Origin of the sequence: Streptomyces sp. 3N207 (assembly GCF_052246355.1) — a bacterium.
In the GTDB taxonomy this organism is placed as follows: domain Bacteria; phylum Actinomycetota; class Actinomycetes; order Streptomycetales; family Streptomycetaceae; genus Streptomyces.
In genome coordinates this window covers 223,109-238,069 of record NZ_JBQQBV010000005.1, presented here as the reverse complement: position 1 = coordinate 238,069, position 14,961 = coordinate 223,109, and the positions used below count along the sequence as shown (strand labels likewise).

General features: G+C 69.4%; 9 protein-coding genes and 1 riboswitch. Of the genes, 6 read left to right on the top strand and 3 right to left on the bottom strand.

The genetic code is table 11. The features are described 5' to 3' along the window. Positions 1 to 23: 23 nt before the first annotated feature. Positions 24 to 2,924, bottom strand: a complete 2,901-nt coding sequence (locus ACTWP9_RS10640) for an FAD-binding and (Fe-S)-binding domain-containing protein (RefSeq protein ID WP_443245953.1) — start codon at positions 2,922 to 2,924, stop codon at positions 24 to 26. Positions 2,925 to 3,130: 206 nt separating this feature from the next. Between ACTWP9_RS10640 and ACTWP9_RS10635 the strand changes: the two genes are divergently transcribed. Then, the gene (locus ACTWP9_RS10635; RefSeq protein WP_443245791.1) at positions 3,131 to 4,051 is read left to right on the top strand and encodes a LysR substrate-binding domain-containing protein; all 921 of its coding nucleotides are present in this window, start codon (positions 3,131 to 3,133) and stop codon (positions 4,049 to 4,051) included. Between the two features lie 108 nt (positions 4,052 to 4,159). Here ACTWP9_RS10635 and ACTWP9_RS10630 read toward each other — a convergent pair whose 3' ends face one another. After that, positions 4,160 to 5,572 (bottom strand): amino acid permease, encoded by a 1,413-nt coding sequence (locus tag ACTWP9_RS10630; protein ID WP_443245790.1) that lies wholly within the window; start codon positions 5,570 to 5,572, stop codon positions 4,160 to 4,162. Between the two features lie 239 nt (positions 5,573 to 5,811). Further along, positions 5,812 to 6,744: a LysR substrate-binding domain-containing protein gene (locus ACTWP9_RS10625; RefSeq protein ID WP_443245789.1), complete on the bottom strand. Its 933-nt coding sequence runs from the start codon at positions 6,742 to 6,744 to the stop codon at positions 5,812 to 5,814. A 177-nt stretch (positions 6,745 to 6,921) separates the two neighbouring features. Between ACTWP9_RS10625 and ACTWP9_RS10620 the strand changes: the two genes are divergently transcribed. From ACTWP9_RS10620 to ACTWP9_RS10600, 5 genes are all read left to right on the top strand, one after another. Then, positions 6,922 to 8,094, top strand: coding sequence for an NAD(P)/FAD-dependent oxidoreductase (locus ACTWP9_RS10620; protein ID WP_443245788.1), 1,173 nt, complete (start codon positions 6,922 to 6,924; stop codon positions 8,092 to 8,094). 71 nt (positions 8,095 to 8,165) lie between these two features. Beyond that, positions 8,166 to 9,563 carry a 2-oxoadipate dioxygenase/decarboxylase gene (gene hglS, locus ACTWP9_RS10615; RefSeq protein ID WP_443245787.1) on the top strand — a complete coding sequence of 466 codons (1,398 nt, stop codon included), beginning with the start codon at positions 8,166 to 8,168 and terminating at the stop codon, positions 9,561 to 9,563. 29 nt (positions 9,564 to 9,592) lie between these two features. Then, positions 9,593 to 11,122 carry an L-piperidine-6-carboxylate dehydrogenase gene (gene amaB / locus ACTWP9_RS10610; RefSeq protein WP_443245786.1) on the top strand — a complete coding sequence of 510 codons (1,530 nt, stop codon included), beginning with the start codon at positions 9,593 to 9,595 and terminating at the stop codon, positions 11,120 to 11,122. 502 nt (positions 11,123 to 11,624) lie between these two features. Continuing rightward, positions 11,625 to 11,800: riboswitch (cyclic di-AMP (ydaO/yuaA leader) on the top strand. Between the two features lie 4 nt (positions 11,801 to 11,804). After that, complete coding sequence (locus ACTWP9_RS10605; protein WP_443245785.1) at positions 11,805 to 12,581, top strand: transglycosylase SLT domain-containing protein; 777 nt, start codon at positions 11,805 to 11,807, stop codon at positions 12,579 to 12,581. A 424-nt stretch (positions 12,582 to 13,005) separates the two neighbouring features. After that, positions 13,006 to 14,958 (top strand): glycosyltransferase, encoded by a 1,953-nt coding sequence (locus ACTWP9_RS10600; RefSeq protein WP_443245784.1) that lies wholly within the window; start codon positions 13,006 to 13,008, stop codon positions 14,956 to 14,958. The last annotated feature ends 3 nt before the right edge of the window (positions 14,959 to 14,961 follow it).

Here is a 14,961-nt window from a genome sequence, read left to right as displayed (position 1 = left end):
GATCCTTGTCTCTCGGGAGGGATTCAGGAACGGGTGGGCAGGGCGCGGGCCATCAGTTGCGCGAGATGGGTGCCGCTGCGCTCGGTCTGCTGGGCGATCTGGGTGCGGCAGCTGAAGCCGTCGGCCAGCACGACGGTGTCCGCCGCAGCGGCGCGCACGGCGGGCAGGAGGACCTCTTCACCGGCCGCGACCGATACGTCGTAATGGCCGCGTTCGAAGCCGAAGTTGCCTGCGAGGCCGCAGCAGCCGGAGTCCAGGACGCTGTTGCTGACTCCCATGGCCGCGAGCAGGGTGCTGTCGGCGCCGAAGCCGCTGGTCGCGTGCTGGTGGCAGTGGGTCTGACTGATGGCTTGGGCCTCGATGCGGGGTGGTTGCCAGCCGGGGGTGTGGTGGACGAGGAGTTCGGAGAGGGTGCGGGTGCTCTGTGCGAGGGTCCGCGCCGCCGCGTTGCCGTCGAGGAGTTCGGGCAGGTCCGTCCGCAGTGCCGCGGTGCAGCTGGGTTCCAGACCTACGACAGGGATCCCGGCGCGGGTGAGAGGGGCGAGCGCGGTGACGGTGCGGCGGGCGATCCGACGGGCCACGCCGAGCTGCCCGGTGGTGATCCAGGTCAGCCCGCAGCACTGGGTGCCGTCGGGAACCTGGACGGTGTAGCCGGCCTGCTCCAGTACCTCGACGCCGGCTTTGAGTACCTCGGGGGTGAAGTGGTTGTTGAAGGAGTCCACCCACAGCACGACGGGCCCGCGGTGGCCGTCGCCCCGGGCGGAACGCGTGCGGAACCAGGAGAGGAAGGTCCGGTCGGCGAAGCGCGGAACCTCCCGCTCGGCGGCGATGCCGCCGAGGCGTTTGACCGCCGGTGCCAGACGGGACGCGGTCACCGCGTTGACCAGCCGGGGCACGCGTGCGGCTGCGCGGGAGAGCAGCGGCAGCCAGCCCATGGAGTAGTGGGAGGCGGGGCGCAGGCGCCGCCGGTAGTGGTGGTGCAGGAACTCCGACTTGTAGGTGGCCATGTCCACGCCCACCGGGCAGTCGCTGCTGCACCCCTTGCAGGACAGGCACAGATCGAGCGCGTCACGTACCTCGGTGGACCGCCACCCGTCGGTGATCACTTCGCCCTGCGTCATTTCGTACAGCAGCCGGGCACGGCCCCGGGTGGAGTCCTTCTCGTTCCCGGTGACGCGGTAGCTGGGGCACATCACGCCGCCGCCACCAGGCGTGGCCGTACGGCATCTGCCGACGCCGACGCATCTGCGGGTGGCCTTGGCGAAGTCGCCGTCATCGGCAAGGAACGGGAAGACGGTGGTCAGCGGCAAGGGCGTGCGGTGCGGGCTGACGCGCAGGTTGCCGTCGAGGGGCAGCGGATCGACGATCATTCCGGGGTTCAGTCCGTTGTCGGGGTCCCATGCGGCCTTGAACTGCTCGAACAGCGCGATGACGGCGGGCTTGTACATCAGCGGCAGCAACTCCGAGCGTGCCTGTCCGTCACCGTGTTCTCCCGAAAGTGAGCCACCGTGAGCGGCGACGAGTTTCGCGGCGTCGGTGACAAAGGAGCGGAAGACGGCGGTGCCGTGCTCGGTGGCGAGGTCGAAGTTGATGCGTACGTGCAGGCAGCCCTCGCCGAAGTGGCCGTAGACGGCTCCTTGCAGCCGGTGCTGCTGGAGGAGGTCGGTGAACCGGCGCAGGTAGGAGCCCAGTTGTTCGGGCGGTACGGCGGCGTCCTCCCAGCCGGGCCAGGCTTCGGCTCCCCCGGGCAGCCGCGTGGCCAGGCCGGCGCCGTCCTCGCGGATCCGCCACAGTTGCCGGGCCCGCGCCGGGTCGGTGACGACTTCGCTGCTGGTGAAGCCGGCGCTGCGGCCCGCTGCCGAGGTGAGTGCCGCGGCGTGTGCGGGCAGTCCGTCCTCCGTGCCGCCGAGTTCGGCGAACAGCCAGGCCCGGGCGCGGGGCAGGGTGTCGATCGCCTGCCGGGTCTCGGGCCTGGTGACGATGTCGGTCAGGGCCTGGTCCAGCCCTTCCAGGGCCAGCAGCCGGTGCTCGAGGAGGCCGGGGACCGCGTCGGCTGCGGCACAGGCGTCCCTGTAGCCGAGCACGACCAGGGCCCGGGCGGGCGGGGGCGCCACGAGGCGGACCGTGGCGGAGAGGATGACCGCGAGGGTCCCTTCGCTGCCGACCAGCGCCCTGGCGAGGTTGAAGCGGCGCTCCGGCAGCAGCTGTTCCAGGGCGTAGCCGGACACCTGCCGGGGGAAGCGCCCGAGCTCCGTACGCAACGTCGCCAGGTTGCTCTCGGCCAGCCGGTGCAGGGATGCGATGAGCGCTCCCCGTTCGCCGCCGGCGGCGACGGCCTCGTCGATCTCGGCCCGCGTCATCTCGCCCAGGCGCAGGACCGTGCCCCGGTAGGTGACCACCTCCAGCTCCACGACGTTCTCCGCGGTGCGTCCCCAGGCCACGGAGTGCGAACCGCACGCGTTGTTGCCGATCATCCCGCCCAGCGTGCAGCGGCTGTGGGTGGACGGGTCGGCGCCGAACAGCAGCCCGTGCCGGGCAGCGGCCCGCTGGAGGTCGTCCAGGACGATGCCCGGCTGCACCGTGGCTGTGCGGTCGGCCGGGTCCAGTGCGAGCAGGCGGTTGAAGTAACGGGAGAAATCGATGACCACCCCGGAGCCGACGGCCTGGCCCGAGGTGCTGGTACCCGCGCCCCGGGAGGTGATGGGTACGCCCAGGCGGCGGCAGACGGCGAGGGTGTTGAGCACATGCTGCCGCTCGCGGGGGAAGACCACGGCCAGCGGGATCTGCCGGTAGTTGGACGCGTCGGCCGAGTACGCGGCACGGCTCCCCGTATCGCCGTGCACTTCCCCGCAGTTGCCCCGGCCGAGCGCCTCGGTGACAGTTTCCGCGTCGGAAGGGTCCGGGAGTTGCGCTGTCGCGGGCACTGCGGTCACTGCGGTCGCTCCTTCTCGCTCCACGGTCGTGTTCGACCCGTCCCCCGCCACGATCTGCGTCCACCGGGCGAGCCACAAGACCCAGCAGCACGAAAGAAATGAGCGCCGAGACGAAGGAATGCTTAACCTGAGTGCTTACCCTGGTGCCACGTCGCCGTCCCATCGCGCGCTCACATCCGTCGCCCCAGGAGGACCCGTTGCTCAAGCCTTCACATCTGCTCACCCTGCGGGCCGTCGTCCGCAGCGGCTCGTTCGTCGTCGCCGCCCGGGAGCTGGGCTACACCGCCTCCGCGATCTCGCAGCAGATCTCGGCGCTGGAGAAGGAGACGGGGCTGACGTTGTTCGAACGGGAGGCGCACGGGGTCCGGGCGACTTCGGCGGCTCACCGGCTGGTGGATCTCAGCGTCCCGGTGCTGGCCGCCCTGGATGACCTGGACCACCAGGTGCAGCAGCTCGCCACCGGTGCCACCGGCCGGCTGAGGCTGGGCAGTTTCCCCACCGCCGGTGTCCGGCTGGTGCCCGCCGCGCTCTCAGAACTGGCCAGGACGCACCCACGGGCGCAGATCCAGCTGGAGGAGGGAGAGCCGGACGAACTCGTGGCCGCGCTCAACGACGGTGAGCTGGATGTGGCGTTGGTGTACGAGTACGGCCTCGTCCCCCGGCAGTGGCCCGAGGGCCTGAGCTGCCACGCTCTGCTGCAGGAGGATCTCGTTCTTCTCCGGGCCCGGGACAGCGGCTTGAGCAGTCGCCTGGCCGGGCTGTCCCGGGCCCGGTGGATCACCAGCAGGGAAGGCACGGCCGGGGCGCTCACCGTCGTTCGGCTGTGCGCGGCGGCCGGCTTCGAGGTGTCGGTCGCCTTCCGCAGCAACAACTACGACGTCGTACGGGAGTTGGTCTCCACCGGCCTCGGGGTGGCGGTCGTGCCCGCGCTCGGGCACGCCCCCGACAAGACGGTCGAGGCCACCCGGCTCACCCAGCGCTCGGCGTTCCGGCGGGTGCTGGCGCTCCATCGCAGCGAGAACAGCAATCCGCTGCTCGGTGGGATGCTGCGGTCTTTGCGGAGCGCGGTGCCTGAGGGGGAGCCGTTTGTGCACCCCGTGCAGGACGGTGCCACCTGAGCCGTGTCCCGCGGGTCTTGCTGAGAAGGGGCTGCCCCCGTCTCCCCGATGCAGACTGCGGGTACGTCGTAGCCGTGCGAGCGGTTCCCCGCGCCCCTTCGGGGCGCGTCACGGGGTCGGCGTGGGGGCCGGTCCGGGAGAAGTCGGTTCCGCGGAGTCGGACATGTCGTCGAGGGCGTCCAGGTCCACCGAATCCCCGGGCATCACCTGGCGGGTGCGCCGGTAGCCGTAAGCGGCGTAGATGACGAGACCGACCAGGAGCCAGGCTCCCAGTCGCACCCAGGTGTCCCACTGCAGGAACGACATCAGCCAGACGGAGAAGAGGATGCCGAGGACGGGGACCACCGGCATTCCGGGGCAGCGGAACCCGCGCTTGAGGTGGGGTTTCCGGTAGCGCAGTATCAGCACGGACGCGCACACCACCATGAAGGCCAGCAGTACGCCGATGTTGGTCAGTTCGGCCACGGCGTTGATCGGCAGCACGCCCGCGAGCAGCGCGGAGACGGCTCCGATGATCCAGGTGGCACGGTGCGGAACCTTGCGCTTGGGGTGGATGGCACCGAACCAGGCCGGCATCAGTCCGTCGCGGCTGAGGGCGTACCACAGACGCGAGGCGCCCATCATGAAGGAGAACGTCACCGTGACGATGCCGACGACAGCGCCGACCGCGACGACGTTGGCCAGCCCGCTCAGCCCCACGCTCGCCAGGGCGCTGGAGATGCCGCTCTTGGGGTTGAGCTCGCTGTAGTGCTGGAGTCCGGTGAGCACGATGCAGACGAGAACGTAGAGCGCCATGGAGATGCCAAGCGACAGCATCATGGCCTTCGGCAGTTTGCGGCGGGCCTCGACCGACTCCTCGGCGGCGGTGCTCAGCGCGTCATAGCCGAAGACGGCGAAGAAGACGGTGGCCGCACCGGTGAAAGCGCCGCCGAGCCCGAACGGTGCGAAGGGGTGCAGATTACCGGTGTTGATCTTGGTGAAGCCGACCACGATCACCAGCAGCACGATGGCGATCTTGATGATGGTGAGCACCGTCTCCACCCGGGCCGAAGTGCGGGTCCCTCGGGTCAGCAGCCAGGCGACGGCCAGGCAGATCACGACCGCCAGCAGGTCGATCCGGTGGCCGTCCCCGGTGCCGGGGGCACCCAGTGCCCAGGTCGGCAGATGGAGGCCGACGGCGTTCAGCAGAAAGTCGAGGTAGCCGGACATGCCGATCGCGACGACCGCAACGATCGCGGTGTACTCCAGCAACAGGTCCCAGCCCACGATCCAGCCCACGACCTCCCCGAGGACCGCGGCGCAGTAGGTGTAGGAGGAGCCGGCCTTGGGGACCATGCCGGCGAACTCGGCGTAGGCGAAGGCAGCGCACAGCGACGCGGCCCCGGCGACCAGGAACGAGATCAGTACCGCGGGGCCCGCGGTGTCCCTGGCGACGGCCGCCGCCAGGCTGAAGATGCCGGCCCCGATGATGGCGCCGACGCCGATCATCGTCAGCTGGGTCAGCCCGAGGGTGCGCACCATGCGCTCACCTGTGGGCTGCTCGGAGGGAAGGGTTCGTCTGAAGATTCCCCGGGGTCCCTTCCCCAGCAACAGGGGAAGGCCAGGCTTCGAGGGGTGCTTGGTGGACATCGCTCGCTCGCTCCATGGGAGGCAACGGCGACACGAAGGGCCGCCGCCGTGGCGTGGGTCACCACTGGCCGGAAACCCTCGCTCAGCGCCTGCCGCCCGGGAAGACGTAGCAGCGCGACAACTTCCGCCCCTCAGGGCAAGGAATGCTGAGCCTGCTCCTCGCCGTCTCGGTCGCCGGCCCCTGAACGCAGCACCTCCACCAGAGCCGCCACCGTGGGACGGTGCTGCGCGAAGGACCGGAAGACGACCACGATGTGGCGCTCCATCGTTTCGCGCAGCCCGATGACATCGATACGTGAGGCACGCAGGCGCAGCATCAGGTCCGTCACCACGCTCACCCCCACGCCGGTCTCGACCAGGGCCAGGGTCGCAGCCGTGTCGGTCACCTCGTGCAGCACCAGGGGTTCGAAGCCGGCCCGGCGGCAGACGGTGAGCACGGCGCGGCCGTAGTAGCTGTTGGCCGACGGCAGGATCCACCCCAGCTCTCCCGCCTCCGTGAGGGAGACCGTCTTACGGCCGGCCATGGCGCCCGCCGGGACCGCAAGGGAGAACCGCTCCCGGGACAACGGCATCACACACAGGGACGGGTCACGCGGAATGGGCACGTCCGGATAGTCCAGCCCCAGGGCCAGATCCACCGCACCGCCGGCCACCGCGTCGTACACATCGTCCACGTCCATGTCCCGGCTGCGCACGGTCAGGCCGGGGTGCTTCTCCCGGGCACGCCGCAGCGCCGGCGGGAGGATCTCGGCGGCGGCCGTGGTGAAGAGCCCGACCCGCAGCGTCCCGGAGACCTCGGTGCGGGTGCGCTCCAACGCCTCGACGGCCTCGGCCTCCGTGGCAAGGATGCGCTCGGCGTGCCGGGCGAGCGTCATGCCCGCGTCGGTCAATTCGACCCGGCGCCCCACCCGCCGCAGCAGCTCCATGCCCGTGGACTTCTCCAGCGCGGCAATCTGCTGCGACACCCCGCCGGGGGTGTACCCCAGGGCCTGCGCCACCGCGGTGACGGTCCCCCGGCGGGTCAGCTCGACCAGCGAGCGGAGTTGGGCACTCGTCCATTCCATATAGGCATCGTAAACAAAAGTGCGCAGAAACTGTTCATAGACGTCAACGGTTGGGCTGCTGCACGATGTGGGACAGCCAGCTGATCAGCTCCGCCACGCACTGACAGCCACGCCGTGCCCGGGCCGGGCCCGCCTCATCGCCCGCCCCGTCGCCGGCCGTTGGAAGGGATCGGCCTCATGCCCTCCTCCGCTTACCGCACCGTTCCGCACTCCGCCGATGTCGTCATCATCGGTGGCGGCGTGATGGGTGCCAGCACCGCCTTCCACCTCGCCGAGGCCGGAGTACGGAACATCGTCGTCCTGGAGCGGGGCGACCTGGGCTGCGGCAGCTCGGGCAAACCGATCGGCGGCGTACGCGCCCAGTTCTCGGACCCGCTCAACATCGAGCTGGGCCGCCGCAGCCTGCACGCCTACCAGAACTTCGCCGCCCGCCCGGGAGCCGACATCCGGCTCGACACCGTCGGCTACCTCTTCCTGCTCACCAGCGAGGACCAGGCGGCGGACTTCGCGACCAGTGTCAGCATCCAGAACGGTCTCGATGTGCCCAGCCGCATGATCGACCCGGCCGAGGCACAACGGCTGTGCCCCTACCTCAGCACCGACGGTCTCGTGGCCGCCGCGTACTCACCGGCCGACGGCCACGCCCGCCCGGGACTGGTCGTGCAGGGATATGCGAGGGCCGCAGCCCAGGCAGGCGTCACCATTGCCGAGCACACCGAGGTCACCGGTATCGACACGGCCGGCTCTCGGGTGACCCGGGTGCACACCAGTCACGGGTCCATCACCTGCGGCGCCGTCGTCTGTACGGCAGGCGCGTGGTCCCGGCAGATCGGCGACATGGCCGGCGTCAGCCTTCCCGTACGGCCGGTGCGCCGGCAACTGGCCTTCACCACGCCGCTCGTGCCGCCCGCGCCCCGTATCCCCTTCACCATCGACTTCTCCTCGAGCGCCTATTTCCACAACAGCGACGACGGCCTGCTGTTCGGGCTGGCCGACCCCGCGCAGGAGGAGGGCTTCGACACCGCCTGGACCCCGGAGTGGCTGGAGCTGTTCCGCGCCGCCGTCCGCCGCCGCGCCCCCGCGCTGGCCGGTATGGAGACCGTCGCCGGATGGGCCGGGCTGTACGAGAACACGCCGGACCACAACGCGCTGATCGGCCGCTCCGGGGAGCTCGGCAACTTCCTGTACGCCACGGGGTTCTCCGGTCACGGCTTCCTCCAGGCACCCGCGGTGGGCGAAATCATGCGCGACCTCTACCTGGAACGCCGCCCGTTCGCGGACATCACCCCGCTCGGCGCCGACCGGTTCCGCACCGGTGCCGAGATCCGTCCAGAAGCCCATGTGGTGTGAAGCCGCGAGCACATCGAAGCGAAAGCGCCACCCCGAAGGAAAGCGTGACCCTCGAAGCGAAAGGCCGAACCATGTCAACGCTCAGCCAATGGCAGCTACGGGCCGCCTTCGCCGCGCGGCTCTCGGAGATGTACGGGCAGGAAGTGCCCGCCTACACCACGCTCGTGGACGTCTCCCGCGAGGTCAACGAGGACGTCCTGCGGGCCCGCGGCGCCGACGCCGAGCGCCTGGGGTCCATCGGCAGGGTGACGGCCGAGCGTCATGGCGCCATCCGCGTCGGCACACCGCAGGAGCTGCGGCAGGTCGCCCGGATCTTCGCTGCCCTCGGCATGCATCCGGTCGGCTTCTACGATCTGCGCGAGGCCGCCGCCAGCGCCGTCCCCGTCGTCTCCACCGCTTTCCGGCCGGTCGACGGCGAGGAGCTGGCACGCAACCCCTTCCGCGTCTTCACCTCCATGCTCACCCCGGCCGACCCCCGCTTCTTCGACCCGGACCTGCGCGCCCGGCTGGAGACCTTCCTGGCCGGCCGTGAACTCTTCCCGCCGGAGCTGCTCACGCTGGCCGACCGCGCCGCAGCGGAGCAGGAGCTGTCCCTGGAGGACGCCGAGCGCTTCCTCCAGCTCGCCGTCGGAGCCTTCGAGCTGTCCGGCGAACCGGTCGACCGGGCCTGGTACGGGACCCTGGAGCGGATCTCCGCGGTCGCCGCGGACATCGGCGGCGTACGCAGCACGCACATCAACCACCTCACTCCGCGCGTCCTGGACATCGACGAGCTCTACCGCCGGATGACCGAGCGCGGCATCGAGATGATCGACACCATCCAGGGCCCGCCGGCCTGGCGGGGGCCGGACGTCCTGCTGCGGCAGACGTCCTTCCGGGCCCTGGCCGAGCCCCGCGCGATGCGCACCCCGGACGGCAGTGTCGTCAGCGGCGCGCTGCGCGTCCGGTTCGGCGAGGTCGAGGCACGCGGCATCGCCCTCACCCGCGAAGGCCGCGCACGGTACGACACGTTGCTCGGCCTCGTCGACCAGCTGAGCGCGCAGGCGCCCGGAGAGGGTCGCGGCGCCGTCGCCCGCAGCGTGTGGGAGGAGCACATGCCCGACACCGAAGAGGAGCTGGCCGTACAGGGGCTGGCGTACTTCACCTACCAGGTGGCTGCCGACCGGCCCCGCCACGGCAACCCTCCGCCGGCCGATATCGGCGAACTGCTGCGGCGGGGGTGGGTGCGGGCCGAGCCCGTCGTCTACGAAGACTTCCTGCCCCGCTCGGCCGCCGGCATCTTCCAGTCCAACCTCAGCTCGGAGGGCACCCGCGACAACGCGCAGGAGGGTGCGGCCTACGACGCCGAGTGGCTCTCCGGCGCCGTCGGACGCGAGGTGCTCGATCCCTTCGCGCTCTACGAACAGCAGCAAAGCCGCTCCCTCACCCAGGTCGCGCGCGCACTGGAACTCGACGGCGCCCTCGCCTGATCCCGTCCCTCCCACCCCTAAGGATGACCATGACCAGCACCGCCCTGCCCACCACGGACGACCTGCGTACCCGGGCACTCACCAGCCTCGGCAACATCGGCGTCACCGTTCCGGAAGGCAGTGACCTCTCCGCGCGGACCCCCATCACCGGAGAGAACCTCTTCGGGCTGAAGGCCGCCGACGCGGCGGACACCGAAGCCGCCGTCGGCGCAGCGCGCGAGGCGTTCCTCACCTGGCGCACCACGCCCGCGCCGCGCCGCGGAGAGCTCGTGCGCCGGCTGGGCGAGCTGCTGCGTGAGCACAAGAGCGACCTTGCCGATCTCGTCACCATCGAGGCGGGCAAGATCCGCTCGGAAGCCTTGGGCGAAATTCAGGAAATGATCGACATCTGCGACTTCGCCGTCGGACTGTCCCGCCAGCTGTACGGCCGCACCATCGCCTCGGAACGCCCAGGTCACCGCCTTGCGGAGACGTGGCATCCGCTCGGTGTGGTGGGCGTCGTCTCCGCCTTCAACTTTCCCGCGGCCGTCTGGTCGTGGAACACCGCCGTCGCGCTTGCCTGCGGCGACACGGTCGTCTGGAAGCCCTCGGAGCTCACTCCGCTGATCTCGCTGGCCTGCGACCATCTGCTGGCCCGCGCCGCGGACGAGGTCGGGGCGCCCCGCGATGTCCACCGGCTGCTGCTCGGCGATCGTGTCGTGGGTGAGCAGTTGGTGGACGACCCCCGCGTCGCCCTGGTCAGCGCCACCGGCTCGACCCGGATGGGCCGGGAAGTCGGTCCCCGCGTCGCGGCCCGCTTCGGCCGCAGCCTGCTGGAACTGGGCGGCAACAACGCCGCGATCGTCGCCCCTTCGGCCGACCTCGACCTCGCTGTCCAGGGCATCGTCTTCGCCGCGGCGGGCACCGCGGGTCAGCGCTGCACGACGCTGCGCCGCCTGATCGTCCACCGTGATATCGCGGAGACGCTGGTCGAGCGGCTGACCAGCGCCTACCGCAAGCTGCCGGTCGGCGACCCGTTCGACGAGAACACCCTGGTCGGCCCGCTCGTCTCCACCGCGGCCCTCGACGCGATGAACAGCGCACTGACCCGGGTCCAGGCCCAAGGCGGCAAGATCCTGGCGGGCGGCAACCGGCGGCTGTCCGAAACCGCTCCGAAGGCCGCCTACACCGAGCCGGTCCTCGTCCGCGTCGACGAGCAGAACGATGTCGTACGGGAAGAGACCTTCGCCCCCATCCTCTACGTACTCACCTACGACACCCTCGACGAGGCGATCGCGCTGCACAATGACGTCCCGCAGGGGCTGTCGTCCAGCATCTTCACCCGTGACCAGCAGGAGGCCGAGATCTTCCTCTCGGCCGCGGGCTCCGACTGCGGCATTGCCAACGTCAACATCGGCACCTCCGGTGCGGAGATCGGCGGGGCGTTCGGCGGGGAGAAGGAGACCGGCGGCGGACGCGAGTCCGGCTCCGACGCCTGGAAGTCCTATATGCGCTCGGCCACCAACACGATCAACTACTCCAGCGAGCTCTCCCTCGCCCAGAACGTCAGCTTCCTCTGAACGGACGCCGGGCGCACGGAAGAACGCACCGAAGACGCACCGAACAACGCCCGGGAGCCCGCGCCACCTTGCCGGTGGTTGCGGGCTCCCGGGCGTTCCCGGTGAGGTGGTGGCGCGTATGCCGAACAATCCACCGCCTTTACCGGTTCTCGGCACGTAATGTCCGGATATAGACGACTTACCGCTCCCACGTGGGCACTTCATAGTCGCTGTGTCAAGAAACACATCACCGCTTCGAGTGCGCGCGCAAGATCTTCTGTCGGGTCGTCAAGAGACTCTCCACGGCGAGCTTTTCGAAAATCCCGCCGGTTCGCCGCTTTACGCTCAGAAAATGATCCACAGCATAGCGTTGAATAATTCAGAGATCATTCTCCGCGGATACCCGGCATTTGAATCCGGCATCTTGCTCCCAACAATCCGGTGTGTTTCTGTGTCTTCGCTCCGGCCTCCGTAAACGGCCGGAGTTCCCGCTGCCGGGGCGCCGAATCCTGCCGCCCGGTGAGGGATATTCGCACCAGACCACGCCGGCAGGAGCGGGGGACCCAAGTAAGCGCCGTGCCGCATCCAGCGGCCCGGCTAGGGGTGAAGTCATGCCCGTTGCGCCTCGCGCACGGGTTATGGCCGGGCAACTCCAGCCCGAATCCGACAGCTCACCTCGCAGGCGCTAGGAGAGGACACCCCCATGTCACGTGGCCGTCATGCCCGTAAATCGCGCAATGCCCGCCGCTTTTCCCGGCTTTCGCTTGCCCTCGTCGCCGGCGGTGCGGGAATCGCCGCTCCCCTGCTGACCGCAGGTAGCGCGCACGCCGCCCCCGCGCCGGCCAAGGTGCAGGACCAGAAGCAGGCCACTTCCGCCAAGGCCGCCGCCCCGAAGGCGAAGACCGAGGAGAAGGCCGACTCCTACACCGTCGTCACCGGCGACACGCTGTACCGGATCGCCGTGGATCACGACATCAAGGGCGGCTGGTCCACCCTCTACAAGGCCAACAAGCAGACTGTCGGCAGCGACCCGGACCTGATCCGTCCCGGCCAGAAGCTGACCCTGGACGCCACCCCGGCGCCCGCCGAGCGGAGCAGCAAGCCCCAGCGGGCCGACCGCAGCACCGCCGAGCGGACCACCAGCGTGCACAAGACCCAGTCGACCAACCTGGACGGCTGGATCAAGGAGGCGCTGACCATCATGAAGCAGCACGGCATCCCGGGCAGCTACGAGGGCATCCACCGCAACATCATCCGGGAGTCCGGTGGCAACCCCAACGCCATCAACAACTGGGACATCAACGCCCAGAACGGCACCCCGTCCATCGGTCTGCTCCAGGTGATCAAGCCGACCTTCGACTCCTTCCACGTCAAGGGCACCGTCTACGACCAGCGCGACCCGGTCGCCAACATCGTCGCGGCGTGCAACTACGCCGCCAACCGCTACGGTTCGATCGACAACGTCAACGGCCCGTACTGAGCCGACGACCCGCAACGCGGCGGCTGCCCCTCACCATGCCGGTGACGGGGCAGCCGCCGCGTTCTGGGCACTCCGGGCACCCGCGGCCCGGCCCGTCGGCAACCCGTGGCCCGGCCCCGTCGGCCAGCCGCATTCCGGCCGGTCGGCCGCCCGTGGGCGTAACCGGCTGGCGACGGGCGTAACCGAGGACCAGCGGCGGGCGTAACCGAGGAGGACCTTGGCGTCTCCCTTGTGGAACCCGGTCGTGTAGTCGGTGTCCGCGCCCGCGCCGCAGGCCCGCATCTTGTGGTGGTAGCGACGATCTCCGCAACTCAGAGTGTGCAAAGACCTACTCTCCGTTCGAAATCTGTCGAGCGGAGCGCCCGATTCACCCGAACGCGGCACCCCCGTGGCAGGGGTACGTCCCGGTGGGCACCGTCTGTCCATGGATGACTCGAAAAATCTCGTAAGCGTCATAACTCCCGCCTACAATGCGCTCCCCTATCTCAAGCGCTGTATCGCCTCGGTCACACACCAGTCTCTCGACCCCGGTCGGATAGAGATGATCGTCGTGAACGACGGTTCCACGGACGGCACCACAGCCGAACTGGATCTCTTGGCCGAACAGCACCCGCGGCTGCTGCGGGTGCTCCATCAGGAGAATTCCGGCGGTCCCTCCGGCCCCCGCAATCGCGCCCTGGACCTGGCGAGCGGGCGGTATGTGTTCTTCCTCGACGCGGACGACTATCTGGCACCCGAGGCGCTGCAGCGGCTCACCACCACCGCCGAGGAGAACAGGGCCGATGTCGTACTCGGCAAGATGGCCTCGGTGGGACGCGGGGTGCCGCGCTCGATGTTCCGGGCCAACCAGCCCGACGCCGACCTGTTCACCTCACGGGTCTACTGGGCGCTCTCCGTTCAGAAGCTCTTCCGCAGAGAGCTGCTCGACCGGTTGCATCTTCGCTTCGACACCAGTCTGCGGATCGGCGAGGACCAGCCCTTCACGGCGCTCGCCTACTTGCGCGCACGCCGCATTTCCGTGGTCGCGGATTACGACTGCTACTACCTCGTGCGCCGCCCCGACGGCCAGCATCTGACCCTCACCAACAAGACCGAGCCGGTCCTCGACTCGCTCCACCGGGTGTGTGAGCTGCTGCGGACCGAGCTGGAGCCGGGACCGCGACGCGATGCCCTGCTGGAGCGGCACTTCCAGGTGGAGTTGAAGGGCGCCTTTCGATTCCTCGGCAATGAGACGGAATCCACGGTCCAGCAGCGCGAGTTCAGCCGCATGCAGAAACTCGTCACCGATCACGACTCGGACTCCTTCTGGCCCCGGCTCTCCCCGGTCCAGCGCCTGCGCTGTCATCTCACCCAGCACGGCGATCTGGAAGAGCTCCTGGACCACACTCACCGGGCCGACAGCCATATGCCGTTCCGCATTCATATCTCCCAGGGGCGGGCGCTGGCCCACTATCCCGTGGAACGTGAAGCCTGTGCCACAAGCCCCGCCGCATGCTTCGACGTAACGGAGCATCTCGCCGTCATCCACTACCTGTCCTCGATTTCCTTCACCGGCACCCGACTCCGGCTGCGCGGTCATGCGGGATTGAGCGAGGCCCAGCACATCGGCGGGAGGACCGTAGAGGTTTTTCTGGAGCACCGCGGAAAGGACAGCAGGACCCACCACGCCGATATCCGCGTCGAAGGGGATTCCTTCGAAGCCGACTTCGATCTCCTCGGCGGCGACGGGACCGACGAACCACTGGCCGACGGTTTCTGGGATCTGTATCTGCGCTACACCGTGAACGGGCTCGCCAAAACCGTACGGCTGGGCAATCAACGCGACCCCGACGCCGGTGAGTGCCCGGTCAGCTGCCTGTCCGACGACGGTACGGGCGGCATACGGACGGCCAGGCTCTACTCCACCGCCTTCGGCAATCTCACCGTGCGCCTCCAGCATGGCTCAGCGGCCCAACTCGGCGAAGAACTCCGCCTCGAACCGGAAACGGCTGCTTGGCGCGGCCCGGCCCTGCACATACACGGGACGACGAACCTCATCGCTCCGCCACCGGGAACCGCCGTCGTACGTCTGGAAACCGCCGATGCCACGTGCGACTTTCCCGTGGTCCTCCAGGACGACGGCCGGTTCTCGGCAGAACTGCCCCTCGACTCCCTGCCCCCGGGCCGGTGGACAGCAACACTCCTGATAGCCGCCGCCAATTGGCGCCGCGCCCTTCCCCTGGAGGACTCGGTCGTACCGCCCGGTGGGACACGCTGGCGACGCGGCCTGATGCAGATGTACGCCAAGCCCGAGTCCGGCCCCCCGCTCCTCCTCCACGTGGACCGGGTACGCCTCACCCGCGGCCTGCGCCGTAGACTCTTCCGACGGAAAGCCTGATGC